This is a genomic window from Spirillospora sp. NBC_01491, from assembly GCF_036227065.1.
GTDB lineage: Bacteria > Actinomycetota > Actinomycetes > Streptosporangiales > Streptosporangiaceae > Spirillospora > Spirillospora xylanilytica.
Genome location: NZ_CP109432.1, coordinates 3,942,973 through 3,968,407, shown reverse-complemented (window position 1 = coordinate 3,968,407; position 25,435 = coordinate 3,942,973). Strand labels below are relative to the sequence as shown.

At 73.8% G+C, this 25,435-nt stretch carries 22 protein-coding genes; 13 read left to right on the top strand and 9 right to left on the bottom strand.

The annotated features are described in order from the left end of the window. Positions 1-178: 178 nt before the first annotated feature. On the top strand, positions 179-1,792 hold the full coding sequence (locus tag OHA34_RS18415) for a sensor histidine kinase (RefSeq protein WP_329522313.1): 1,614 nt from the start codon (positions 179-181) through the stop codon (positions 1,790-1,792). Positions 1,793-1,873: 81 nt separating this feature from the next. Then, positions 1,874-2,545 carry a response regulator gene (locus tag OHA34_RS18410; protein ID WP_285942439.1) on the top strand — a complete coding sequence of 224 codons (672 nt, stop codon included), beginning with the start codon at positions 1,874-1,876 and terminating at the stop codon, positions 2,543-2,545. Between the two features lie 11 nt (positions 2,546-2,556). Here OHA34_RS18410 and OHA34_RS18405 read toward each other — a convergent pair whose 3' ends face one another. After that, on the bottom strand, positions 2,557-2,895 hold the full coding sequence (locus tag OHA34_RS18405; RefSeq protein WP_329522312.1) for a MerR family transcriptional regulator: 339 nt from the start codon (positions 2,893-2,895) through the stop codon (positions 2,557-2,559). Between the two features lie 188 nt (positions 2,896-3,083). On the opposite strand from OHA34_RS18405, the gene ahcY (OHA34_RS18400) reads away from it, so the two are divergent. The 3 genes from ahcY (OHA34_RS18400) (at position 3,084) to OHA34_RS18390 (ending at position 6,450) form a co-directional block, all read left to right on the top strand. Then, on the top strand, positions 3,084-4,514 hold the full coding sequence (gene ahcY / locus OHA34_RS18400; protein ID WP_285942432.1) for an adenosylhomocysteinase: 1,431 nt from the start codon (positions 3,084-3,086) through the stop codon (positions 4,512-4,514). A 75-nt stretch (positions 4,515-4,589) separates the two neighbouring features. Next, on the top strand, positions 4,590-5,846 hold the full coding sequence (gene ahcY / locus OHA34_RS18395) for an adenosylhomocysteinase (protein WP_285942431.1): 1,257 nt from the start codon (positions 4,590-4,592) through the stop codon (positions 5,844-5,846). 25 nt (positions 5,847-5,871) lie between these two features. Next, complete coding sequence (locus OHA34_RS18390; RefSeq protein ID WP_285942429.1) at positions 5,872-6,450, top strand: hypothetical protein; 579 nt, start codon at positions 5,872-5,874, stop codon at positions 6,448-6,450. Between the two features lie 7 nt (positions 6,451-6,457). Here the strand turns inward: OHA34_RS18390 and OHA34_RS18385 are convergent, their stop codons facing one another. Together OHA34_RS18385 and OHA34_RS18380 are read right to left on the bottom strand one after the other, a co-directional pair. Beyond that, entirely contained in the window at positions 6,458-7,909 is a 1,452-nt protein-coding gene (locus OHA34_RS18385; protein WP_329522311.1) for a cellulase family glycosylhydrolase, read from the bottom strand. 126 nt (positions 7,910-8,035) lie between these two features. Continuing rightward, a complete protein-coding gene (locus OHA34_RS18380; protein WP_329522310.1) occupies positions 8,036-9,079 on the bottom strand; it encodes an RDD family protein in 1,044 nt (347 codons plus the stop codon). Positions 9,080-9,285: 206 nt separating this feature from the next. Between OHA34_RS18380 and OHA34_RS18375 the strand changes: the two genes are divergently transcribed. After that, on the top strand, positions 9,286-10,281 hold the full coding sequence (locus OHA34_RS18375; protein WP_329522309.1) for a stage II sporulation protein M: 996 nt from the start codon (positions 9,286-9,288) through the stop codon (positions 10,279-10,281). Positions 10,282-10,298: 17 nt separating this feature from the next. Here OHA34_RS18375 and OHA34_RS18370 read toward each other — a convergent pair whose 3' ends face one another. The 5 genes from OHA34_RS18370 to OHA34_RS18350 form a co-directional block, all read right to left on the bottom strand. Then, positions 10,299-11,591 (bottom strand): DUF58 domain-containing protein, encoded by a 1,293-nt coding sequence (locus OHA34_RS18370; protein ID WP_329522308.1) that lies wholly within the window; start codon positions 11,589-11,591, stop codon positions 10,299-10,301. A 61-nt stretch (positions 11,592-11,652) separates the two neighbouring features. After that, positions 11,653-12,576, bottom strand: coding sequence for an AAA family ATPase (locus OHA34_RS18365; protein WP_285942809.1), 924 nt, complete (start codon positions 12,574-12,576; stop codon positions 11,653-11,655). Positions 12,577-12,701: 125 nt separating this feature from the next. Continuing rightward, on the bottom strand, positions 12,702-13,916 hold the full coding sequence (locus tag OHA34_RS18360; protein ID WP_329522307.1) for a DUF4350 domain-containing protein: 1,215 nt from the start codon (positions 13,914-13,916) through the stop codon (positions 12,702-12,704). Next, positions 13,913-14,614 carry a DUF4129 domain-containing protein gene (locus tag OHA34_RS18355; RefSeq protein WP_285942419.1) on the bottom strand — a complete coding sequence of 234 codons (702 nt, stop codon included), beginning with the start codon at positions 14,612-14,614 and terminating at the stop codon, positions 13,913-13,915. The genes OHA34_RS18360 and OHA34_RS18355 overlap by 4 nt, the downstream gene beginning before the upstream one ends. Further along, a complete protein-coding gene (locus tag OHA34_RS18350; RefSeq protein WP_329522306.1) occupies positions 14,611-15,759 on the bottom strand; it encodes a hypothetical protein in 1,149 nt (382 codons plus the stop codon). Before OHA34_RS18350 ends, OHA34_RS18355 begins: the two co-directional genes overlap by 4 nt. 440 nt (positions 15,760-16,199) lie before the next feature. Here OHA34_RS18350 and mtrA point away from each other — a divergent pair, with 440 nt between their 5' ends. From mtrA to OHA34_RS18315, 7 genes are all read left to right on the top strand, one after another. After that, positions 16,200-16,877: an MtrAB system response regulator MtrA gene (gene mtrA / locus OHA34_RS18345; protein WP_285942417.1), complete on the top strand. Its 678-nt coding sequence runs from the start codon at positions 16,200-16,202 to the stop codon at positions 16,875-16,877. Between the two features lie 54 nt (positions 16,878-16,931). Continuing rightward, complete coding sequence (mtrB, locus tag OHA34_RS18340) at positions 16,932-18,563, top strand: MtrAB system histidine kinase MtrB (RefSeq protein ID WP_285942416.1); 1,632 nt, start codon at positions 16,932-16,934, stop codon at positions 18,561-18,563. Beyond that, a complete protein-coding gene (locus OHA34_RS18335; RefSeq protein ID WP_329522305.1) occupies positions 18,560-20,416 on the top strand; it encodes an LpqB family beta-propeller domain-containing protein in 1,857 nt (618 codons plus the stop codon). Before mtrB ends, OHA34_RS18335 begins: the two co-directional genes overlap by 4 nt. Positions 20,417-20,485: 69 nt before the next feature. Continuing rightward, positions 20,486-21,199, top strand: a complete 714-nt coding sequence (locus tag OHA34_RS18330) for a ComF family protein (RefSeq protein WP_329522304.1) — start codon at positions 20,486-20,488, stop codon at positions 21,197-21,199. Between the two features lie 771 nt (positions 21,200-21,970). Further along, positions 21,971-22,627, top strand: coding sequence for a ribosome hibernation-promoting factor, HPF/YfiA family (gene hpf, locus OHA34_RS18325; RefSeq protein ID WP_285942413.1), 657 nt, complete (start codon positions 21,971-21,973; stop codon positions 22,625-22,627). Positions 22,628-22,824: 197 nt separating this feature from the next. Continuing rightward, positions 22,825-23,562 (top strand): response regulator, encoded by a 738-nt coding sequence (locus OHA34_RS18320; protein ID WP_285942411.1) that lies wholly within the window; start codon positions 22,825-22,827, stop codon positions 23,560-23,562. A 245-nt stretch (positions 23,563-23,807) separates the two neighbouring features. After that, a complete protein-coding gene (locus OHA34_RS18315) occupies positions 23,808-24,986 on the top strand; it encodes a winged helix-turn-helix domain-containing protein (RefSeq protein WP_285942409.1) in 1,179 nt (392 codons plus the stop codon). Positions 24,987-24,990: 4 nt separating this feature from the next. Here the strand turns inward: OHA34_RS18315 and OHA34_RS18310 are convergent, their stop codons facing one another. After that, positions 24,991-25,329: an HGxxPAAW family protein gene (locus OHA34_RS18310; protein ID WP_285942408.1), complete on the bottom strand. Its 339-nt coding sequence runs from the start codon at positions 25,327-25,329 to the stop codon at positions 24,991-24,993. Between the last annotated feature and the right edge of the window lie 106 nt (positions 25,330-25,435).

Genomic DNA, 25,435 nt, shown 5'->3' with positions numbered 1-25,435 from the left:
AACCCCCTACGTCGGCGGCGCTGCCGAAGCGGTCACGATGAAGACATTACGTGTGACCGACTTGTCCCGGCGTCCACCGTAAGGAGGGAAATCGGGTCGTCCTCCAGGGGGATACCGGTCAGGCGCGTCGCTCCCTGCGGTGAGGTGATCCTCCCCCCGGAGGGGCCAGTATGGGAGGGTGACCAGCGATGACCACCCCGACCAGTCCCGGCCGGATCCGGCCGGGTTCGGCCCCGCGATAGCGCACCACGCGTGGCGGCTGTCCGGACGGATCGTCGCGGGCGTCGGCCAGCTCCTCCTGTGGATCCTCACCGGGATCGGACGGCTGCTGCGCCCGCTCGGGGTCCGGCTCGGCGCCAAGCTGTACGGTGCGGGCCGTCCGCCCCAGGCACCGGGGCCGGACGGGCCGGCGCCCCCCGGAGCCGCCGGTGCGCCCGGCGCGGCGCCCGCCGACGCGACCGCGCCGCTGCCCCGCTGGATCAACATGTGGCGCGAGGTCGTCGAGTCCTGGTACTTCGCGCCGCTGACCGGCCTGGCGCTGGCCATCGCCGCCCTGGCCGAGCTGGCGCCGCAGACGGGCACGCCGCTGAACCTCGCGGGCGGCTTCGCGGTGGCGGCGACGCTGCCGCTGGTCTGGCGCCGCGAGTACCTGCGGCCGGTCGCCGCCGTGGTCCTCGGCGCGTTCGCCGCGAGCCTGCTCACCGGCCAGGTGGTGCTGTTCACCACGAGCTTCGCCGCGCTCTACACGCTGTACGCGCTCGGCCGGCAGCTACCGCGGCAGTCGGCCGGGGCGCTGGCGGTCGGCGCCGCCGCCACGGTCGCGGTGGTCTACCTGGCCACCTCCACCATGGACGACGTGCCCTGGCCCGCGACGGCCGTCGCGGTGCTGGCCGCGATCGGCCTCGGCGACGCGCGGCGCGTGGTGGAGACCGCCGGGCGCACCCAGGCCGAGGCGCACGAGCGCAACAACGAGACCCTCACCCGGCTCACCGCCGTGCAGCGCGAGCAGGCGGTGATGCGCGAGCGCGCCCGCATCGCGCGCGAGCTGCACGACGTGGTCGCGCACTCGGTCTCGATGATCGCCGTTCAGGCGGAGACGGCCCCGTACACGATGGAGAGCCTCTCGCCGGAGGCCCGCGCCGGGTACACCGAGATCGCCAAGACGGCCCGCGAGGCGCTGGTCGAGATGCGCCGCCTGCTCAGCGTGCTGCGCGCCGACGCGCAGCCCGAGCCGGAGTCGGCGACCGCGCCGCAGCCCCGGCTGGACCGGCTGCCCGACCTGATCGACCAGCACCGCGGCGCGGGCGGGCGGGTCGACCTCGCGGTGCACGGCGCCCCGCGCGACCTGTCCACGACGGTGGAGCTGTCGGCGTACCGGATCGTCCAGGAGGCGCTGACGAACGCGCGCCGGCACGCCCCCGGCTCCGAGGTGCGGGTCGACCTGACCTACCTGCCCGACCGGCTGGCGGTGACGGTCCGGGACCGCGCCGCCGACGCGCAGACCAGGGTCATGAACCGGGACGGCACCCCGTCCCGCACCGCGGTCATGGACCCCGGGGGCGGCGCGGCCGATCCGGCGGGCCGGACCCGCCTGGAGGCCGCGCCCGCGGCCGGATCCGGCGGCGGGCACGGGCTCGTGGGGATGCGGGAACGTGCGACGATGCTGGGCGGACGGTTCTCCGCCGGCCCGGCCACCGAGGGCGGGTTCCTGGTGGAGGCCGAACTTCCGCTGACGAGGGAGGAGAACCCCACCCGTGATCCCGGTTCCGAGGCCCCACCAGGCCGCCGATGACCCCAGCGGGCGGCTCGCGCGCCCGCCGGCGCGGGTCCCCGGAGGGCGCCGCGACGCCGCCGGCCGGAGCGGTGGCGGCCGGTGATCAAGGTGATGGTCGTCGACGACCAGACCATCGTCCGGGCCGGGTTCGCCGCCCTGCTCGCCGCACAGGAGGACATCACCGTCGTCGGTGAGGCCGGCGACGGCCGCGAGGCGGTGCGGCTGGCCGAGCGGAACCGGCCGGACGTGGTCGTCATGGACATCCGGATGCCCGGCATGGACGGCATCGAGGCGACCCGGCACATCCTGGCCAGGCCCGGCGCCGAGGACGTCAGGGTCCTGGTGCTGACCACCTTCGACGTGGACGAGTACGTCTACGAGGCGCTCTCCGTCGGCGCCAGCGGTTTCCTGCTCAAGGACGCCACCGCCGAGGAGCTGGTCTCGGCCGTGCGGGTGGTCGCGCGCGGCGACTCGCTGCTGGCCCCGCAGGTCACCGGGCGGCTGATCCGCGAGTTCACCAAGCAGCGCCGCAACCGCCCGCAGGCGCCGTCCGCGCTCGGCACGCTGACCGCGCGCGAGAACGAGGTGCTGGTGCTGATCGCCGGCGGCCTGTCCAACGGCGAGATCGCGCGCCGGCTGGTGGTCAGCGAGCACACGGTCAAGACGCACGTGGCCCGGGTGTTCACCAAGCTCGGCCTGCGCGACCGGGCGCAGGCGGTCATGCTCGCCTACGAGTCCGGCGTCGTCGTCCCCGGCGAGGGCGTCGGCTGACAGGGCGCCGGTCAGCGGCGGCGCAGGAGGCGCAGGGCCTTCTCCTGCTCGAAGTCGAGGGCGCGGGCCCGCGGCGCGGAGACCCTGCCGATGCGTTCGCCCAGCTCGCGGACGCGCGCCTGCACTTCGGGCTCGGCCAGGACGCGCAGGCCGAACGCCAGTTCGGCGGGGCCGATGTCGTAGCGCTTCTCCAGGGCGAGGGCGAGCGCGACGGCGCGCAGTTCAGGCTCGCCGAAGCGCCGGTGCCCGCCCGCACCCGCGCCGGTGGCCGGGAGCAGCCCCAGCGCCTCGCGGTAGCGGAGCATGCGGGGCGAGGTGCCGAGCCGCCGGGCGGCCTCCGTGATGCGCATGAGGTGATTCTGACAAATCTGTGTCAGAAAGTCGCCCCCGACCGTGCCCGGTGGCGCGGGGCGGGCCTAGACTCGCCACCAGAACCGGCCCCACGCCCTCCCACGACCCGCGCCGCGTTCCCGCGACGCCGAGGTCGGGGAGCGGGAGGAGGGCGACGATCCCACGCGGACCAAGGAGCACCCACAGCATGGACTACAAGGTCGCCGACCTTTCCCTGGCCGACTTCGGGCGCCGGGAGATCCGGCTCGCCGAGCACGAGATGCCCGGCCTGATGGCGGTGCGCAAGGAGTACGCCGCCGCCCAGCCGCTGCGCGGAGCCAAGATCATGGGCTCGCTGCACATGACGATCCAGACGGCCGTGCTGATCGAGACGCTGGTCGACCTCGGCGCCGACGTCCGCTGGGTGAGCTGCAACATCTTCTCCACCCAGGACCACGCCGCCGCGGCGGTCGTCGTCGGCCGCGACGGCACCGCCGCCGACCCGAAGGGCGTCCCGGTGTTCGCCTGGAAGGGCGAGACGCTGGAGGAGTACTGGTGGTGCACCGACCAGGCCCTCGCGTGGCCGGACGGCACCCCGCCCAACATGATCCTCGACGACGGCGGCGACGCCACCATGCTGGTCCACAAGGGCGCCGAGTACGAGAAGGCCGGCGCCGTCCCGGCCGGGTCCGCCGACGACCCGGAGGAGCTGGGCGTCGTCCTGGCCACCCTGCGCCGCACGATCGCCGAGCGGAACGGCCGCTGGACCGAGGTCGCCGCCGCGGTCAAGGGCGTCACCGAGGAGACCACCACCGGCGTGCACCGCCTGTACGAGATGTTCAAGGGCGGCTCGCTCGCGTTCCCGGCGATCAACGTCAACGACTCGGTCACCAAGTCCAAGTTCGACAACAAGTACGGCTGCCGGCACAGCGTGATCGACGGGCTGAACCGCGCCACCGACGTGCTGATCGGCGGCAAGGTCGCGCTCGTCGCCGGCTACGGCGACGTCGGCAAGGGCTGTGCCGACGCGCTCCGCGGTCAGGGCGCCCGGGTGATCGTCACCGAGGTCGACCCGATCTGCGCGCTCCAGGCCGCGATGGACGGCTTCCAGGTCGCCAGGCTCGACGACGTGGTCGGCAGCGTCGACATCTTCGTCACCACCACCGGCAACTTCAACATCATCAGCGCCGCCCACATGGCGAAGATGAAGCACCAGGCGATCGTGTCCAACATCGGGCACTTCGACAACGAGATCGACATGGCCGGGCTGGCCAGGATCGACGGCATCGAGAAGATCGAGATCAAGCCGCAGGTCGCCGAGTGGAGGTTCCCGGACGGGCACTCCATCCTGGTGCTGGCCGAGGGCCGGCTGATGAACCTGGGCTGCGCCACCGGCCACCCCTCGTTCGTGATGTCCAACTCCTTCACCAACCAGGTCATCGCGCAGATCGAGCTGTTCACCAAGACCGAGGAGTACCCGGTCGGCGTGTACGTGCTGCCGAAGCACCTCGACGAGAAGGTCGCCCGCCTCCACCTGGACGCGCTCGGGGTCCGGCTCACCGAGCTGACCAAGGAGCAGGCCGACTACATCGGCGTCCACGTCGAGGGCCCGTACAAGCCGGACCACTACCGTTACTGATCACCGGTAGCCTCCGAGCCGCCGCACGTCCGGATCACCGGCCGTGCGGCGGCCTGCCTGTCAGGGAGGGTGTGGATGAGCGACATCGCGGACGCGTCGCTGGCGTACGAGGGCGTCAAGCGGATCGAGTGGGCCGACCGGAGCATGCCGGTGCTGCGGCAGATCCGGGCGCGGTTCGCCGCCGAGCGTCCGCTGGAGGGGCTCAGGGTCGCGGCGTGCATGCACGTCACCACCGAGACCGCCGGGCTGATCCGCACCCTCCAGGCCGGCGGCGCGCGGGTCGCGCTCGCCGCGTCCAACCCGCTGTCCACGCAGGACGACACCGCCGCGGCCCTCGTCGCGGAGTACGGGGCCGAGGTGTTCGCCCGCGCCGGCACCGACCGCGAGGGCTACTACGCGCACATCCACCGGGCCCTGGAGACCGGGCCCGACCTGGTCCTGGACGACGGCTGCGACCTGGTCAACACGCTGCACAGCGACCGTCCCGACCTGATCGGGACGGTCAAGGCCGGCTGCGAGCAGACCACCACCGGCGTGATCCGGCTGCACCAGATGGCGCGCGAGGGGGCGCTGCGGTTCCCGGTGGTCGCGGTCAACGACACCGACACCAAGCACATGTTCGACAACCGCTACGGCACCGGGCAGTCGACGCTCGACGGCATCATCCGCGCCACCAACACCCTGCTGGCCGGCAAGACCATCGTCATCGCGGGCTTCGGCTACTGCGGGCGCGGCCTGGCCGAGCGGGCCCGCGGACTCGGCGCCCGCGTGGTCGTCACCGAGATCGACCCGGTCAAGGCGCTGGACGCGGCGTTGCAGGGCTTCGCCGTCCAGCCGATGGCCGAGGCCGCCCGCGCCGGCGACGTGTTCATCACCGTCACCGGCAACCGCGACGTGATCGGCGCCGAGCACCTGGTCGTGATGAAGGACGGCGCGATCCTGGCCAACTCCGGGCACTTCGACGTCGAGATCGACGTCCGCGCCCTGGCCGCGCTGGCGGTGGAGGTGCACGAGGGGGTCCGCCCGCTGGCCGACGAGTACGTGCTCGCCGACGGCCGCCGGCTGGTCCTGCTGGCCGAGGGGCGGCTGGTCAACCTGGCCGCCGCCGAGGGGCACCCGGCCGCGGTGATGGACATGTCGTTCGCCGACCAGGCCCTCACCTGCGCCTGGCTGGCCGCCGAGCACGGCACGCTCGGCCCGGCCGTCCACGACGTGCCGAAGGACATCGACACCGAGGTGGCGCGGCTCAAGCTCGCCTCCATGGCGATCGGCATCGACACCCTCACCGGTGACCAGGAGGACTACCTGCACTCCTGGCGGATCGGCTCCTGAGCGGGCGAGCCGTTAGGGTCGCGGGATGCCGCGCGGAACGTACGTCCACCTGGGCGATGGCCTCGAAGAGCGCTTCCAGTGCGCGCCGGGCCCGGGGGGCTGGCGGTACGTGGGGCAGCGGTCGGACGGCGTCCGCGTCGACCTCGTCGTGGACGCCCGCTGGCGGCAGATCCGCGTCGAGGTGGTCGCGCCGCACTGGTGGATCCGCGGCGGCGTCACCGGGCACGAGCTGGCCTGGGTGCGCGGAGCCGGGACGGACGCCCCCACCGAGCACGGTGCGCGTGCGGTCGCGTTCGCGGGGGAGTCGCCGGGGTTCCTGGTCGCGGTGGCCCGGACGCTGGGGCTGTCGGAGGGGGAGCGGGCCGACGTCCGGCTCGTCCGGCTGAACGGGACGGCCCTGTCGGCGCTGACCGTGACCGAGCGCTGGCGGCTGGCGGACGTCACGGCGCACGAGACGGACAGCGGGCCGCTGCCCGTCGAGCGATACGAGATCGCCGACCTCGCCACGGCCGAGGCGGTCGCGGTGCACGTCGCCGGGGACGTGGTACTCGACGCCCCCGGCATTGAGCTCGCCGACCTGGAGTCCCCGCCCACCCTCGCGTGACGGACCCTCAGGGGCGGACCTCGACGGTGTGCTCGGGCGTCCCCGGCGCGGCCCAGACCGACAGCACCCGGCGGTCCGCATCCCACTGCGAGCGCCACTTCCCGGCGGGGTCGGTCGACACGACCTTCGGCGCGCCGGGGAAGTCCGCGGCCGGAAGCCAGATCTCGGTCGGCCCGGACGCCCCGGCCCGGTCCCGCCAGCCGACCGTGAGGGTCTTCGAGGCGTAGGAGATCTTCGTGGGCGTCCCCGCGACCGCGCGCGGATACGGACGGGCCAGGAGCCGCCCGATGGAGGTCAGCTCGCCCTTCTCGTCGGTCGGGCCGGCGGACCCGGGGTCGCTCGACCAGTACGCCCAGCCGGTCGTCAATCCGTCCGCCATCGACAGCCAGTCGCCGGTGAACTCGTCCACGCCCGGCGCCTGCACGGTCATGCCGCCGACCTCGCCGACCCACATCGGCATCCCGAGCCGCCGCGCCGCCGCCGGCATGTTCCGCTTCCACAGCGCGAACTGCGCCTGGGCCAGCAGCTTCCCCGCGCCGGTGTAGGAGCCGCCGATGTCGACGCCGGCCGGGTAGAAGTGCGGCGCGAACGCGACGCGGGAGGCGCCGGTGCGCGGATCGGTGAGCGCGCCGAGGGAGGTCTCGGTGCCGTCGTTCGGTCCGAGCGCCTGCGGCTCCACCAGCACCCAGTTGTCGCGGTCGACCTCGCGGATCGCGTTCAGGGTGCGCTGGTAGAACGGCGTCAGCGTCGGGCCCTCGAAGAAGCCGAACTGCCGCGTCCCGCCGAACGGCTCGTTCATCAGGTCGTACCCGAGCACCGCCGGGTCCTTGGCGAACCGCTGCGCGACGTGCTTCCACATCGCGGTGTAGTGCCGCATCAGCTCGGGGTGCTTGCCGGTGTGGTTCCAGAAGTTGTCGTAGGCGCGCAGGATCGCGGGCTGGACGTAGGTCAGTATCCACGGGTCCTGCGGCTCGCAGGGCTGCCCGTCGGTGAAGGTGGCCCAGGCGGGGGCGCCGTTGCCCGAGTCCTTGCACGCCGCCGGGCCGTAGACGTCCTGGTGCATGTCGAGGACGACCTGCATCCCCTGCTCGCGGTACCAGGCCAGCCGCGCGGCCACCGCGTCGAGGTAGCCCTCGTCGTACTCGCCGGGCCGGGGCTCGACGTTCTTCCACTGGATCAGGTAGCGCACCGAGTTGGAGCCGAGGTCGCGGGCCTCGCGGACGACGTCCTCGCGCTTGATCCACGGGAGCCCGCTCGGGCCCTTGGCGCTGCTGGCCGTGTTGAGCCCGTGCAGGATCACCGTCCGGCCCCGGTCGTCGGTGATCGTCGGGGCCGTCGCGGCGGCGCGCGGGGCGGGGGCGGGCTCGGCGAGCGCCGGGGCGGCGGTGCCGGCCGCTGTGCCGGCACCGGCCAGGACGGCGGCGGTGGTGATCCGGCCGAGGGCAGAACGGACGCGCATGCCGCCTCCTGAACGTGAAAGTTACTCGGATTTTAGGAGGCGACCGGGCCCGGCGGAAGGCGCACACCTGCACAACGACCGCGCGATCTTCAGGCTGATCTTGACAACCGGACGCGAACGTCCAGGCTAGGGACGCCCGTCCCGCTGGACGGCCGGACCGGGCGGCGGAGGGGGATACGGCGGCGGCGGCGGATAGCCCGGCCGGCCGGGTGACAGGGCCTGCTGGTACGGGCCCGCCCCGTAGTTGGGCGGCGGGAGGAAGGCGGGCTGCCCCGGGCCCGGCGTGCTGAACGGGGGCGGAACCGGAGGGCCCGGCCGGCCCGCACCGGGCGGCGGGGGCCCGGCCACCGCCATCGCCGGGGCGGGCGCGGCGGCGGGACGTCCGGCCGCCTGCCACGCGCGCCGCATCCGGCGGTCGCGGTGCCGCGCGAGCCGCCACTCCTCGCGCCGGCGGCGTTCGGCGAGGACGGCCGACAGCACGATCTCGGGCCGCACCCCGTACGGCGGGGGCGGGCTCACCACGGCGGCCACCTGCCCGGCGATGCGGAGCCCGAGGGCGTCGCGCACCTCCGGCCGCAGCTCCCAGAACCGCGCCAGGTACTGCCGGGCGGTCATCGCCAGCTCGTCGGACAGCATCGACAGCTCCAGCGCGCCGCCCCAGCCGGCCAGGTGCGGCGGCATCACCGCGACCGGGCCGAACAGCGCCGAGCTGGGCACCCGCTCCTGGATGACGACGGTGCCCGCGAACAGGTCGCCGAGCCGCTTGCCGCGACCGTTGCACAGCGAGGTGATCAGCGCGGGCGCCCCGAACAGCGTCCAGAACTCCAGGAACCCGGCCAGCGCCCGGACCAGCGCCTGGCGGAACCGGATCGGCCCGCCGTCGTCGGCGACCGTCCGCAGGCCGAACGCCATCTTGCCGAACGTCCGGCCGCGCGACAGCGTCTCGAACGCGCACGGATAGCCCACCACGACCGCGACCACCAGCAGCAGCGAAAGGCCCACGCCCCACGCCGGGTCGATGCCCAGCGAGGCGATCGCGGCCACGTAGAACCCGATGTTGAGGAACGTGAACTGGAACATCAGATCGAGCAGGAGGGCGCAGCCCCGGCTGGCCAGGCGCGCGACCCGGATGTCGAGCGCGACGGCCTCGCCGGTGACGAGTTCGGCCATTCCCATCCTCCTATGCCGGGGCGTGCCCCATCTTGCCGGGTCGGCGGGCTCAGGCGTTAGTCAACCGGCCGCCGCCGCACTCCCCGCGCCGCGCGGGACCGCCGATGGGACGCCGCGGGACGGCGCCGCGGGGACGGCGTAGCGGGGGGCGAAGCGGGGACGGCGACGCCGCGCGGGACCGCCGTCCCAGGCGTTAGTCTCCCTGGGTGGACGTCGACGCCTACGTGGCCGCGCACAACGCCGATTGGCAGCGCCTGGAGGGGCTGATCAACTCCGGCCGCTCGCTGTCCGGCGCCGAGATCGACGAGCTCGTCGAGCTCTACCAGCGGACCGCCACCCATCTGTCGGTGGTGCGCTCCAGCTCGCCCGACCCGATGCTCGTCGGACGGCTGTCGTCGCTCGTGGCGCGCGGCCGGGCGGCCGTGGCGGGCGCGCGGGCGCCGCTCTGGCGCGACGTCGGCAGGTTCGCGACCGTGTCGTTCCCGGCCGCCGCCTACCGGATGCGGTGGTGGTGGCTCGGCATCGTGGTGCTCGGCAACCTGGTCGCGGTGGCGCTGGCGATCTGGGTGGTGCACAGCCCGGCCGCGCAGACCGCCGTGGGCGACCCCTACGACATCCGCAGGCTGGTCGACGAGGACTTCGCCAACTACTACACCGAGCACTCCGCGGCCTCGTTCGCGTTCCAGGTGTGGACCAACAACGCCTGGGTGTCGGCCGTCGCGCTGATCTTCGGCGTCCTGCTCGGCATCCCCACGGTCCTGGTGCTGCTGACCAACCAGATCAACCTCGGGGTGACCGGCGGGCTGATGTTCGCCTACGGCAAGGGCGACGTCTTCTTCGGCCTGATCCTGCCGCACGGGCTGCTGGAGCTGACCGCCGTCTACCTCGCCTGCGCGGGCGGGCTCAAGCTCGGCTGGACGGTCATCGACCCCGGACGGCGCCGCCGCGGTCAGGCGCTCGCCGAGGAGGGCCGCGCGGCGGTCAGCATCGCCATCGGCCTGGTCGGGGTGCTGCTGGTCTCCGGCCTGGTCGAGGGCTTCGTGACCGGCTGGGTGCACACCACCTGGCTGCGGATCGGCATCGGCGTGGTCGTGGAGGTCGCGTTCCTCGCGTACGTGATCGTGCTCGGCCGCCGCGCCGTCCGGCAGGGCGAGACCGGTGACGCCGAGCTCCGTCCCGACCAGGCCCCCGTCGCCGGCTGACCGTCCCGGCGCGGGGCTCAGAGCCGGCCGGCGGCCTTGAGGGCCAGGTAGGCGTCGGCGAGGGCCGGCGCGATCTCCGCCGGAGGCGCGTCCACGACCTCGACGCCGTACGAGCGGAGCTCGGCGGTGAGCCGGCGGCGCTCGCCGCGGGCGCGCTCGGCCGCCGCGGCGTCGTACACCGCGGCCAGGTCGCCGCGTCCGGCCGCCATCTCACCGACCCGCGGGTCGGACACCGCGGCGATCATGACCAGGTGCCGGGCGGTGAGCCGCGGCAGCAGCGGCAGCAGCCCCTCCTCGATCGCGGCGGTGTTGAGCTCGGTCAGCAGCACCACCAGGCAGCGCTGCCGCACCCGCGACATCAGGGCCGACACCATCCCGGCCGCGTCGCTCTCGATCAGCTCGGGCTCCAGCGGCGCCATCGCGTGCACCATCGAGGGCAGCAGGTCGGTGCGCGAGGCGCCCTCGACACGGGCGCGGACCCGCCGGTCGTAGGCGAGCAGGTCGACCCGGTCGCCGGCCCGCGACGCCAGCGCGCCGAGCAGCATCGCGGCGTCCATCGAGCAGTCGAGCCTGGGGATGTCGCCGACGCGTCCGGCCGAGGTGCGGCCGGTGTCGAGCACCAGGTAGATGCGCCGGTCGCGCTCGGGCCGCCAGGTGCGCACGACGACGTCGGCGCGGCGCGCGGTGGCCCGCCAGTCGATGGACCGGACGTCGTCGCCGTCGACGTACTCGCGCAGCGAGTCGAACTCGGTGCCCTGCCCGCGGATCAGCGCCACGTGGTTGCCGGTCAGCTCGCGCAGCTTAGCCAGCTTGGCGGGCAGATGGCGGCGGGACGGGAACGCGGGCAGCACCCGCACCGTCCACGGGGCGGGACGGGAGAGCTGCCGGGCGGCCAGCCCGAGCGGTCCGGCCGACCGCACCACGACCGTCACCGCGGCGCGGTCGCCGCGCCGGGTGGGGGCCAGCGTCATCTCGACCCGGCGCCGCTCGCCCGCGGGCACGTCCACCCGGGTGGCGCGGGGCGTCGCGGCGGCGCTCGGCGGCCACACGTCGCGCAGCCGGGCCTTGACCCGGCGCCGCCCCAGGTTCTCGACGATCAGGGTGACCGACGCGGTCTCGCCGAGCCGGACGCGGGCGTCGCCGGACCGGTGGAAGCGCAGCGCCCGCACGTTGCCCGCGAGCGCCAGGTCGGCCGCCACGGCCGCGGCCAGCACGGCCCAGAGCGCGGCCAGCGCCCACCAGCTCGGCAGGAAGATCGGGACGAGCGCGCCGAGCGCCGCCAGCAGCCCGAGCCGTCCGGTCAGCGCCATCGGCGGGCCCTCCGGTGCGCGGCGGCGGACCCGGCGGCGGCCCGCGGCGGGTGCGCGGTCATCAGCGGGGCGCCGGGACGTGCGCCAGGATGCCCTCCAGCACGCCGTCGGCGGTCGCGCCCTCCAGCTCGGCCTCGGGCCGGAGCTGGACGCGGTGCCGCAGCGTCGGCCGGGCCAGCGCCTTCACGTCGTCGGGGGTCACGTAGTCGCGGCCCGACAGCCACGCCCACGCCCGGGACGTGGCCAGCAGCGCGGTGGCGCCGCGCGGCGACACCCCGAGCTGGAGCGAGGGCGACTGCCGGGTGGCGCGGCACAGGTCGACGACGTACGCGGCGACCTTCGGGTCGAGGTGGACGGCCCGCACGGCGGCACGGCCCGCGGCCAGCTCCTCGGGGCCCGCCACCGGCCGGACCGCCGACAGGTCGCGCGGGTCGAACCCGCCCGCGTGCCGCTGAAGCATCGCGATCTCCTCGTCGCGGGACGGCACCGGGACGGTCAGCTTCACCAGGAACCGGTCGAGCTGCGCCTCGGGCAGCGGGTAGGTGCCCTCGTACTCGATCGGGTTCTGGGTGGCGCACACCATGAACGGGTCGGGCAGCGGGCGGGCATCGCCCTCGACCGACACCTGTCGCTCCTCCATCGCCTCCAGCAGCGACGCCTGGGTCTTGGGCGGGGTGCGGTTGATCTCGTCGGCGAGCAGCAGGTTGGTGAAGACCGGGCCCTCGCGGTACTCGAACTCCGACGTCCGGTTGTCGTACACCAGGGAGCCGGTGACGTCGCCGGGCATCAGGTCGGGGGTGAACTGCACCCGCTTGAAGTCGAGGTCCAGCGCGCGCGACAGCGTCTTGATCAGCAGCGTCTTGGCGGTGCCCGGCACGCCCTCCAGCAGCACGTGGCCGCGGCACAGCAGCGCGATGACCAGGCCGGTCACCACCGAGTCCTGGCCGACCACCGTCTTGGCGACCTCGCCGCGCAGGGCGGTCAGCGCCGCGCGGGCGGTCTCGGCCCGGTGCCGCGCCTCCTCGGCGGCCTCCGCGGCGGCCGGCCCGCTGGCCTGCCCGGTGTCGACGGCGGACCCGCCACCGTCCTTGCCGAGCTCAACAGGGTGGTTCACGACTGCCGTACCTGCCTTTCCAGGACGTCGAGGATGTCGGTGAGCGCGAGGAGTTGCGCGTCGTCCGCAGGTTCAGGACCGTACAGGGCGGTGCCGACCACCGCCTCGTCGTAGGACGTGCGGTGGGCGACTCCGGTGACGATCTCCTGCGCGAACGCGAAGTCCTGCGCGGTGCTGCGCGGGAGCCCCAGCAGGGGGACGAGCCGCTCGCGGGCCCCGGCGCGCAGCGCGTCGGCGGCCCGGCCCCTGGCGTGGTGCGCGCGGTACAGCCGGGCGCGGCCCTCCACCGTCTCAGCCGAGCGGACGACGACGGGGAGCGCCTCGGCCACCACCGGCCCGAGCCGCCGGGCCCGCCACAGCGCCACCAGCGCCACCGCGACCAGCACTTCGAGGACGAACAGCTTGACCCCGAACGGCAGCAGGTCGCTCAGCGTGGCGTCGCCGCCCGCGCCGGCCTCGGGCAGGTCGGGGATCAGCCACACCACCGAGGACCGCGCCCCGGCGAGGTTCATGCCGAGGGCGGCGTTGCCCTCCTCGGTGAGGTGCGCGTTGGTGAGCGGCTCGGGGGAGCCGAGCACGGTGACGGTGCGGGAGCCGTCCCGCACCTGGACCAGCCGGCTGTAGTCGTCCGCGCGGTAGCAGGTGACGACGCCGTCGCCGCCGGACGTCGCGTAGGTCTCGGCGCCGCCGAAGGCGACCGGTCCGGCGAGGCGCGCGGCGGGCAGGGCGCAGTCGAGGTCGGCGGTCCGCTCGAAGCTGGTGCCCGCGCGGTGCACGCCGGGGGCCAGCCCTCGCAGGACGCTCCGGTTCGGCTGGACGAGCAGCAGGTCGCCCTGCGCCCCGCGGAGCCGGTCGATGTCGCCGTCGGTGAGCCGCTCGGGCCGGGTGACGACGGTGACGCTGCCGGGCGAGGCCAGCCCGGCCGCGTCGCCGGCCCTGCGCGCCACGTCCAGCCGCGTCCCGTTCTGCTTGAGGATCTCGGCGAGGGCCCGGCTGCCGCCCTCGGTCGGCGAGGTCGGGTCGAGGTCCTGCGGGGTCACCGAGGGGCGCAGCGCCGCGAGGATCACCGCGATCGCCACCAGGGCGAGCAGGACCAGGACGATCCCGCGCGCCGACCGGACCCGGCGCGAGGCGACCTGCCCGGCGGTCGGTCCCGGCGGGGCGGGAGAACCGGAGCCGTCCGCGCCGCCCTGGGGCGGCGACTGGATCACCAACGCGGGCCACCGTCCTCTCCGTCGTGCGGGCCCGTCCCGGCTCCCGCGAGGGCGGGGTCGCCGTCGGAGCGCAGCGGCTTGGGCCGGGCGGCCTGGAGCCGTTCGTCGAGCTGCTTGAGGCGCGCGTAGGCCTCCATGCTGCCGGGCCGGTCGCCGTACCAGACCTCGTCGAAGATCTCGACGCCCACGCGCAGGTCGTCGGCGAGCTGCGGCACCGCCGCGCCCGCCTCGGCCGCCAGCTCGTCGGCCGTCCGGCCGGGCCGCGGCGCCAGGACGGCGCGCTCCTCGAGGTCGCGCGCGATGGCCCGGAGCCGCTCGCGGATCGCCTCGGGCCACTGCCCGCCGGCGGCGTGCCGCTCGGCGGCCTCGCGGTGGTCGAGCGCGGTGGAGGGCCGCTCGTCGAGCAGCGCCTCGCCGCGCGACCTCGGGTTGCCGCGGCCCCGCATCAGCCAGACCACCAGCCCGATCACCGCCAGCAGCAGCGCGATGATGATCACGATCGAGATCCAGCCGCCGGAGCCGCCGCCGTGCGCGGTCGGCTCGGACGCCCGGCCGAACAGGTCGCGCAGCCAGTCGGTGAACTGGTCCCACTGCCGTTCGAGCCAGGACGGCCGGTCCCGCTGGTAGATCGACTTCTCCAGCTCGCGGCGGGCCAGCTCGCGCGCGTCGTCCCGGCCGATCGGATCAGTGATCATGAAGTCACCCCGGTCCGCGGCGCGTTCGAGGGCGGAGGGACGGCCGCGGGCGCGAGCGCGCCGGGGGCCGCCGCCGCGTAGGGCCGCCAGAGGTCGAAGAAGCCGTCCGGGTCATCGTCGCCGCTCCTGCCCCGCCCGGCCGTGGCCCCGGCGGAATCGGCGGGCGCGGAAGCGGCCGGGGAGGCGGCGGCGATGATCGCGGCGGCCGACCGGCCGCGGCTGCGCAGTTCGAGATCGAAGCCCTCGCGGCGCATCCGCCGGTCGACGTACAGCAGCGCGATCACGCCGGCGTCGAACGGCAGCATGATCGACCAGCTCACGATGCGTCCCACCGTGTCGACCGCCAGGCCGAGCACCATCGCGGTGCCGTGCGAGGCGTCCCCGAAGAAGACGAGCTGGACGATCAGGAACGGGATCCGCAGCGCGAAGAACCCCATGAACAGAGTGATCAGCAGGGTGAGCAGCAGCGTCCCGCAGGTGCGCAGCCAGCGCCCCCGCGACAGCGCGCGGGCCCGCCGGAATGCCCCGCCGACGGTCTCCCGCTCCATCACCACGGCGGGCGCGGCCAGCACCAGCAGCATGTAGAGCCACACCATCAGCCCGACGCCGACCGGGAAGCCCGCGACGGCGGCCAGCACGTCGAGCGCCGGATGCGCCCCGGCCGCGACGAGCAGCAGGAACGGGACGATCGGCAGCAGCAGCGCGAGCAGCGACACCACCATGATCAGGGCGGCGACCGCGATCAGCCGGCCCAGCCGCGGGCGCACGTCCCGCCACGCCTGCCGCGGCGGGACCGGCGTCCCGAGCAGCCCGCGCCCGAGCAGCGGCGCCAGCAGGCCCGACAGCAGCAGGATCCCGTAGGCCGACAGTGCCAGCCCGATCGCCCCGAGAATGAGCTGCGAGCCGACCGACTCCAGCAGCGCGCCCGGGGTGACCTCGCCGTCGGCCTGGTCGCCGATGAAGTAGTAGGTCGCGACCGTGACCAGCACCTGGATCACCGTGCTGACCGCCACCGACAGGCCCAGCGTGATGCGGGGCCGGCGCCGGATCCCGGCGATCGCGCCGTCCAGCATCTCCGAGATGGACATGGGGCGGAACGGGACGTCGCCGTCCGCGCCCTCGTCCCAGCCGTCCGGTCCCGGCATCTCCGCTCCCCGCGTGATGAGTCGTCAGCGTGCTTTCCGGGGCACCCCCGGATTCCCGGTCAGGTCATCCTGTCACGGGCGGGGTGCCGTAATTGCCTTTCCCGGCCCGGTCCATGATGATCTGCACGCCGATTCGGCCGCCGGGGCCGCGCCGAAGGCCGTTTCCGGTCCCGTTCCGGGCCCGCCCCGTCCGCCGCCGGCCACCGCCGGCCGGACGATCTCGGAGATGAATCGCGGTTGCCTGTTTACAATCCGGCATTTGAACGAGACCGTGACGAGCGGCGCGGCGGGCCGGCGCCCGTTCGCCCGACACCGGGAGGAGTCATGTACCAGGCAAACGCGGGTAACCTTGCACGCCAAGGCATTTCCCTCCCTGGCGAGGTGGGGCAGGACCGTCTCACCCCACTCCACCGAACCCCGACTTTGTGACGATGAGGGCCATGAGAGGACGTGTACTGGTCGTCGACGACGACCTCGCGCTCGCCGAGATGCTCGGCATCGTGCTGAGGGGCGAGGGTTTCGAGCCGTCGTTCGTCCACGATGGCGACAAGGCGCTTGAGGCGTTCCGGGAGACGCGGCCCGATCTCGTGCTGCTCGACCTGATGCTCCCGGGCGCCGACGGCATCGACGTGTGCCGGCAGATCCGCGCCGAATCCGGCATCCCGATCGTCATGCTGACGGCCAAGAGCGACACCGTCGACGTGGTGCTCGGCCTGGAGTCGGGCGCCGACGACTACATCGTCAAGCCGTTCAAGCCCAAGGAGTTGGTCGCACGGGTCCGCGCCCGGCTCCGCCGCACCGACGAGCCCGCCCCCGAGACCCTCCAGATCGGCGACATCACCATCGACGTCGCCGGCCACTCGGTCAAGCGCGGCGACAAGCACATCCCGCTCACCCCGCTGGAGTTCGACCTGCTGGTGGCGCTGGCCCGCAAGCCGCGCCAGGTGTTCACCCGCGAGGTGCTGCTCGAGCAGGTCTGGGGGTACCGGCACGCCGCCGACACCCGCCTGGTCAACGTGCACGTGCAGCGGCTCCGCGCCAAGATCGAGAAGGACCCGGAACGGCCCGAGATCGTCGTCACCGTCCGCGGCGTCGGCTACAAGGCCGGTCCGGCCTGATCCCGGCCGCTCGGCGATGACCATCCGCCCCCGCCTCCGCGCCCCCCGTCCGCGATGAACGCCGTGAAGCGGCTCGCGCGGCGGGGGCTCGGCACGCTCAGGCGCGCCGTCCGGGGGGTGTCGCGGCGCGGCTACCAGCGGTGGCGCCGCTCGATCCAGGTGCGGATCGTCACCTGGACGCTGTGCATCTCGGTGATCGTGGTCGCGATCCTGGGGGTGTTCCTCATGCAGCAGGTGTCGTCCGCCCTGATGGACGGCAAGGTCAAGGCGGCGCGGCTCCAGCTCGACGAGGGCCTCGCGCAGGTGCAGCGCGACCTCGGCAACTCGCCCGAGGACGGCGGCGGGCGGCTCGACGCCGTGGTCAACCGGCTCAAGGCGCGCAGCGGCCCGTCCGGGCTGTACGAGGTCTACATCCGCGACACCAGCGACCGCTTCTCCGGGGGACGGGCCACCAACGAGCTGCGCGAGGAGAGCGTCCCGAGGCGGCTGCGCGAGGAGCTGCGGCACGCGCCGACGGGATCGCGCTCCTACACGTTCGGCAAGCTGTCCTATGTCGGACGCGAGAGCAGGTCCGAACGCGGGCTCATCGTGGGCGGCAAGACCGCCCAGTTCGAGCTCTACTACCTCTTCCCGCTGGAGCAGGAGCAGCGCACGCTGACGAACGTGGCCCGGTCCCTGGCCGGCGTCGGCGTCGTGCTGGTGCTGCTGCTGGCGGCGATCGCCTCGCTCGTCACCCGGCAGGTCGTCATCCCCGTCCGGCTCGCCGCGCAGGGCGCGCAGCGGCTCGCCGCCGGACGGCTGGAGGAGCGCATGCGGGTCCGCGGCGAGGACGACCTCGCCCGGCTGGCCCGCTCGTTCAACGACATGGCCGCCAACCTGCAAGACAAGATCGGCGAGCTGGAGGACCTGTCGCAGGTGCAGCGGCAGTTCGTGTCGGACGTCTCGCACGAGCTGCGCACGCCCCTCACCACGATCCGGATCGCCGCCGACATGCTCTACGAGAACCGCGACACCTTCGACGACCCGGCCGTGCGCCGCTCGGCGGAGCTGCTCCAGAGCCAGCTCGAACGCTTCGAGTCGCTGCTCGGCGACCTGCTGGAGATCAGCCGGCACGACGCCGGCGCGGCCACCCTCGACGCCGAGTCGCTCGACATGCGCGACCTGGTGCTGCGCACCGTCGGCGACATCCAGGGCCTGGCCGAGCGCAAGGGCAGCAGGGTCGTGCTCCAGCTCCCCGGCGAGCCGTGCATGGCCGAGGTCGACCGCCGCCGCGTCGAGCGCATCCTGCGCAACCTGCTGGTCAACGCCGTCGAGCACGGCGAGGGTGAGGACATCGTGGTGTCGGTCGCCGCCGACCGCGACGCGGTCGCGGTCGCGGTCCGCGACCACGGGGTGGGACTGAAACCGGGGGAGGGGCAGATGGTGTTCGACCGCTTCTGGCGCGCCGACCCGGCGCGGGCCCGCACCACCGGCGGGACCGGGCTGGGCCTGTCGATCTCCAGGGAGGACGCCCAGCTGCACGGCGGCTGGCTCCAGGCGTGGGGCGAACCGGGCGCCGGATCGCAGTTCCGCCTGTCCCTGCCCAGGGTGGCGGGCGCCGAGTTGCGCGGCTCGCCGCTCCCGCTGGTGCCGCCGGGCGCGGGCGACGCCCGTCCCCTCTTCGCCGAGCTGGAGGCGGGCGAGTGACGGCGGGCACCCCCGACCACACCCCCGGCCCCCCGTGCCGGGCACCCGCCCCGCGGCCTGGAGGCCCGTCCGGGCCGCGCCGGATCCCGCCGGCCCTGCTGGTCTTCGCGGTCCTCACCCTCTGTGTCGCCGGATGCGCCAACGTGCCCGGCGGCGGCCGTGTGGTGTCCGGCAAGCCCGTCGAACGGGCCGAGCAGGTCGACGACCCCTACGTCCGGCTGATCCCCGTACGGCCCCGTCCGGAATGGGGTCCGGAAGAGATCGTGTCCGGATTCCTCGCCGCCTCCGCGAGTTTCGACGACGACCACAAGGTGGCGCGGGAGTTCCTGGCGGCCCAGACCTCGTGGCGCCCCGGCCTGAGGCCCTCCGTCACCGTCATGCGGAACCGCGAGGCGCCCAGGGTCGTCAAGCAGACGGCCACGCAGGCGGTCGTGAAGGTCGTCGGCGACCAGCTCGGCACGATCGCGTCCGACGGCCAGTACCGCGCCGCGGCCGAGCACATCGAGGTCAGCTTCCAGCTCGGCCGGACGCCCCAGGGGCTGTGGCGGGTCACCGGCCTGCCCGACGACGAGCGCGCCGGGCTGCTGCTCACCCAGGTCGACGTCGAGCGCGCCCTCCGCCCGGTCAACCTGTACTTCTTCGCGCCCGACCAGCGCACCCTCGTCCCGAACGGGATCTTCCTCCCGGTGGTCAACCGGCGCGACCTGCCGTCCCAGCTCGTCCGGGCCCTGCTGAACGGCCCGACCTCGTGGCTGTACGGGGCGGTCAAGAGCGCCTTCCCGCCCGGCACCCACCTGAGCGGCGAGGGCGTGGAGATCAGCAAGGACATCGCCACCGTCGATCTCAGCAAGGAGGCCGGCACCGGCAGTGTGGAGCGGATGTCCGCGCAGCTCAGCTGGACCCTGCGGCAGTTCTCCGAGATCAAGCGGTGGAGGCTGCGGATCGGCGGCGAGGCGGTCGCGCCGAAGGACATGAACGTGACCCAGGACGTCCGCGCGTGGGAGGTCAACGCCCCCGACGGCCACGAGGAGCAGGTCACCCAGAGCGCTTACGGCATCGGCGGCTCGGGCTTCCTCAGCACCCTCGACGGACGTGTCCCGCAGCCCGTCACGACGGGGAACGCGTGGCGGCTGTCGCGTCCGGCCGTGGCGCCCGACTACCAAGAGGTCGCGGGGCTCACCTCCAAGGGCGACCAGGTGCTGACGGCCGCCCCGCTCACCGGCTCGCCCACACCGAAGCCCCTCTTGGCGTCCTCGCGTCGCGGCGGCCGTTTCACCCCGCCCTCCTGGGGACGTGACGGCCTGCTGTGGACGGTCGAGACGGCCAAGGACAAGTCGTGGCTGTGGGTCCGCCAGCGGGGGCGCCCTCCGGCGCGCGTCTCGCACTGGGGGCTGAGCGGACGGGAGGTCATGGCGTTCCGCGTCGCGCGCGACGGCGTTCGGGCCGCCGTCATCGTCGACGTCGACGGGGAGCCGCAGGTCCAGATCGGCCGGATCGTCCGCGACGCGCGCGGCGCCGTCGACGTGGGGTCGTTCTTGCCCGTCAGCTCCGAGCTCCTGCGCGCGCGCGACCTGGTCTGGCGCGACTACGGCACGCTGGCGGTGCTCGGGCAGAAGGACTCCGACACCCAGGCCCTGCCGTACCTGATGCCGGTCAGCGGCAGCGCCATCACCTCCCTCGGGGTGGGCTCGCTGGGCGAGCCGCGCACGATCACCGCCGCCCCCGGCTCGCCCGTCCTCATCGGCACGCGCGCCTCGAACCGCAACCTGGTCTGCAAGCAGCGCTCTCCGCGCGACCAGTTCAGCGAGTGGGCCTGCGACATCCCGGCGACCGATCCGACCTACGCCCGCTGAGCCGCCGGGAGTTATCCACAGTTCGCCGCGGTCCTTCCGGCCGGCGCCGCCGCCCGGCATCGTCGAGGCATGAGCCTGCCGACGAGCCTGATCCAACTGGTCCTGCCGGAGCGATGTGCGGGCTGTGCCCTGGCCTCCGGCCTGCTGTGCGCGGCCTGCGCCATGCCCCTGACCGTCCCCGCCCGCGCCGTCCGCCTCGGTCCCGGCCTCCCCGGCCTCCCGCAGACCTGGACGGTGGCCGACTACGGCGGGCCGGTTCGGGCGATCATCGCCGCGCACAAGGAACGCGGCCGTACCTCTCTCGCCCGCCCGCTGGGCGCCACCCTCAGCCGGGCCGTTCTGGCCACCGTGGCCGCGGTGGCCGAACCGGTGCCGGGGCCCGATCCGCCGGAGCAGGCGCCGGGGCCGGTGCTGGTGCCGGTTCCGTCGGCGCGGGCGGCGCTACGGCGGCGCGGGCATGACCCCACGCACCGGATGGCGGCGGTCGCGGTCCGGGTGCTGCGCGCGGGCGGCCTGCGCGCCACGGGGCTCGGCGCGCTGCGGCAGCGGCGGCCCGTGGCCGATCAGGCGGGGCTCACGGCCGGTGAGCGGGCGGCCAACCTGGCCGGCGCGCTCGAGGTCGTGCCGCGCGTCCCGGTGGCCGGACGCGGGGTGATCGTGGTCGACGACGTGATCACTACGGGGGCCTCGCTGGCCGAGGCCGCCCGGGCGCTGCGGCAGGCCGGGGCCCTGGTCGTGGGGGCCGCGACGGTGGCCGCCACACCGCTGCGCAGGGGCGGGTGAGCCTTCGCGCGGCCGGCGGGCGCCCTTCCCCGGCGTCGAGGGGCGGTGGTTCTGCCACACCGTGGCAACGAGCGGGTGACAATCTTCGTTCCGGCCCCCGACCCGGTAGGTGGTTACCATCCGTAGTTGAGAACTGTCCGACTTGTGGTGGCACGTCGGATTGATTGCTTCATCAACCGTCACGCGGCGTCATGGCAGTTGAAGAGATCTTTGCAACATGCCGCTCCGCCCGCTCGGCATGGCCTGGGTGCCGGCGAAAGCCGCGAAAGCCCTGCGGACACGGGGATGCATGACTTGTGGGCGAGCCGGAAAGGGGGGCCGGAGCGGCGCTGCGAGCACTCTCGATGACGGTCCGTGAGTTTTTCCTCGCTCCACCCCCCTGACATTCGCGGCGTAAGGGGTTAGCGTTCCTGACATGGCACCCGCCCGGGTCCGTGGTTGCGTTGGATCGCCGTGCTCGTCAGGAGCACGCCAGGCGATCCGGCTAGCCGATGCCAGGCGCAGGCGAAACGGCCCACGTAAGGCGACTTCTCGTCGACCGATCACGGTGCGCCTTAGAAGTAAGTCCTGCCTCACCGGGGAATCCGATATTCCCCGGACCGGGAGAAGGGCAGTAGTGGCGAAAGCGCCGCGAGCCCCTCAGCAGGCGGATGTGGGGACGAAGACCAGGTCGGCCGGGCGGGTGCGACCCACCGAGCTGTGGCGTCCGTCCGGGGCCATCAGGAGCCCCGGACCGGGCGAGAATCGCAACCGGCAGAAGGGGGGTCCCGCGTGGACATCACCGTGAGGGGCCGGCACACCGACGTCAACGACAGGTTCCGACGGCACGTCGATGCCAAACTGGCCAAGATCGAACGGCTCAACCAGAAGGTCATCCGCGTCGATGTGGAGGTCTCTGAGGAACGCAATCCGAAGCTGGCCGACCAGCGTGAGCGGGTCGAGCTGACCATCCAGTCGCGCGGCCCGGTGATCCGGGCCGAGGCCGCCGCCGACGACCGCTACGGAGCGCTCGACCTGGCGCTCGACAAGCTGGAGTCCCGGCTGCGCCGCGACGGCGACCGGCGCAAGGCGCACCATGGCGGCAGATCGCGGGCCAGGCCGGCCGCGGCGGAACCGCTCCCCGAGCCCCTGGAGACCGTGCCCGCGGACGCGGGCCGGGCCGCCGAACCCGCGGGCACCGGCCGTTACGATCCGATGCCGGCCGCGGACGAGCAGCTGATCCCGATCCCGATGGAGGGCGACGGCCCCGTCGTCGTCCGCGAGAAGTACCACAAGGCCGAGCCGATGGGCATCGAGCAGGCCCTCTTCGAGATGGAACTGGTCGGCCACGACTTCTTCCTCTTCCGTGACAAGGCCGACGGCCACCCCTCGGTCGTCTACCGCCGGCGAGGCTGGGACTACGGCGTCATCCGTCTTGTCGAAGAGTGATGTGGTACTTGCGTCACGTCACCGCCCAGAGCGTGTCATGATCTAGAAAGGCGTTACCAGCAAGGCCGTGGTCGCGGTGGCCCGAGGGGCCACCGCGACCACGGCGGCTGTCTCCGGGCCGGGCCCGGACCCTCCGGCAGACCCAGATCACTGACAGTGAAGGGGGGAAGCGGCGTCTCCTCCACGCCGCGACTCAGGTGAGCGAGAATCCCGAGGCTCGCGGCGCCGCGGCGGTACCCCGTCAGGCCGACGCGACCGAGGCCGGCGCGGCCGACCCCATCCGGGTACTGATCGTCGACGACCACGCGCTCTTCCGCCGCGGCCTGGAGATGGTCCTCCAGGGCGAGACCGACATCGAGGTCATCGGCGAGGGCGGCGACGGCCACGAGGCGGTCGAGATGGCCGGCGACCTGCTGCCCGACGTGGTTCTGATGGACATCCGGATGCCCCGCCGCAGCGGCATCGAGGCCTGCACCGCCATCAAGGACGCCGCCCCCAGCGCCAAGATCGTGATGCTGACCATCAGCGACGAGGAGGAGGACCTCTTCGAGGCGATCAAGGCCGGGGCCAGCGGCTACCTGCTCAAGGAGATCTCCATCGACGAGGTCCCGCAGGCGGTCCGCGCGGTGCACGGCGGCCAGTCGCTGATCAGCCCCTCGATGGCGTCCAAGCTCATCACCGAGTTCGCCTCCCTGGCCAAGCGCAGCGAGGAGCGCACCCAGCAGGTCCCCGCGCCCCGCCTCACCGAACGCGAGATGGAAGTCCTCCGCCTGGTCGCCCGCGGCCTCGGCAACCGCGAGATCGCCCGCGAGCTCTTCATCTCCGAGAACACGGTCAAGAACCACGTCCGCAACATCCTGGAGAAGCTCCAGCTCCACTCCCGGATGGAGGCGGTCGTCTATGCGGTCCGCGAGAAACTCCTAGAGATCACCTGACCCGCCCCGTCAGCCACCCCACCGCCGCCCTCCAGGCCCACGGCGTCCCCGTCCGCACAGGGCCCGCCCAGGCCGTCCGGCCCGCGCTCTGCTGCCTTGCGCATCGCCCGAGCACCTCCGGCGTCCTTAGCGTCCCCTTGTCTCCCTCGCTCATCGCCTCGCACGCCGTCCACCTGGAGAGCCCCCTCCCGCTCCGCCGCTACCGGCTATCCCCTTTTGTCGGTGTCGTGTCGTAGCATCGCGGCGTGATCGAGGCTGAGCTCAGTGCGGACGAGGTGCGGCGGCTTCAGCTGCGTGCACAAGGGCTTCTGGGGGCGCGGGGCGCCGGCGGGGTGACGGGGCTGCTGAGGCGGCTGGGGGCCGTCCAGCTCGACACGATCTCGGTGCTGGCGCGTTCGCACGAGCTGGTCCCCTACGCACGGCTCGGGGCAGTCGGGCGCGACGCGGTGGAGGCGGCCTACTGGGGGAGCGGCGCGTTCGAGTACTGGGCGCACGCGGCGTCGGTGCTGCCGATGGACGAGTGGCCGCTGTTCGCGTTCCGGCGGCGGGCCTTCCGGCGGCGCGGGTGGCGGTGGCACAAGGTGCCCGAGGGGGTCTGCCAGGAGATCCTGGCGCGGCTGAGGGCCGACGGGCCGCTCACCACCAAGGAGCTCGGCGGGGCGAAGGCGAGCGCCGACTGGTGGGACTGGAGCGATCACAAGATCGGCATCGAGTGGCTGCTGGACGTCGGCGAGGTCGTGTGCGCGCGGCGGGTCGGCTGGCGGCGGGTGTACGACCTGGCCGAGCGTGCGGTGCCGGCGCCCCTGCTCGACCAGGAGCCCGACGACGAGGCGTGCCTGGAGGCGCTGGTGGCGCGGGCGGGGCGGGCGCTGGGGGTGGCGACCCGCGCCGACCTGGCCGACTACTACCGGGTCAAGGCCGAGCAGGTCGACGCCGTGATCGGGGCGACGGGCCTGGTCCCGGTGCGGGTGGAGGGCTGGCGGCACGCCGCGTGGGCCGATCCGGCCGCGCTCGCCGAGCCGGCCCGGGGGCGGCACGTGACGACGCTGCTGTCACCGTTCGACTCGCTGGTCTGGGACCGGGCCCGGACGTCGCGGGTGTTCGGCTTCGATCACCGGCTCGAGGCGTACGTGCCCAAGGCCAAGCGGGTCCACGGCTACTTCGCGATGCCGCTGCTGTCGGGCGGGCGGCTGCTCGGCCGGGTCGACCCGGCGCGGGAGGGCACGACGCTGGTCGCGCGGCAGGTGTCGTTCGAGCCGTCGGCGACGCGGACGCGGGCGCGGACCGAGGCGTCGGCGGCGGCCCTCGGCGCCGCGCTGTGGCGGGCGGCCGGTTGGGTCGGGTGCGACGACGTGCGCGTCGAGCGGCTCGACCCCGGGCTGGACGGGGCGCAGGTGGCCGCCGTGGTCCGGGCCGCCGGGTGACGGCTCAGCCGTGCGGGGCCTCCTGCGTGTCGGTCGCGATGGGCTTGTGCGCGGTCTCGCCGGTCAGGCCGCCACGCCGCTTGGTGGTGTGGCTGCCGAACAGCGAATAGTCGACGATCTCCGGAATGACCCTGGGCGCGTCCAGGACGATGTCGGAGAAGAGGTGGACCAGCCCGCTCACCAGGACGCCGACGGCGACCACGGCGATCCCGACCCAGAACGCGATCCACAGGGGGCCGATGCACAGGGCGATCCCGCCGAGCAGGAAGCCGATGAAGATGATCAGGACGGCGAGCCAGGAGCCGGGCCGTCCGGCGTGCGATCCGTACGATTCTTCGGTCATGACGCCTCCTCGCGGCTGCACTGGGAGACCTTCCGCTGGATCCGGCCGGTCAAACAGGCGCGCAGTGGATTGCGCTGCGGGGTGACCTAGACCATTCTGGGTCTCG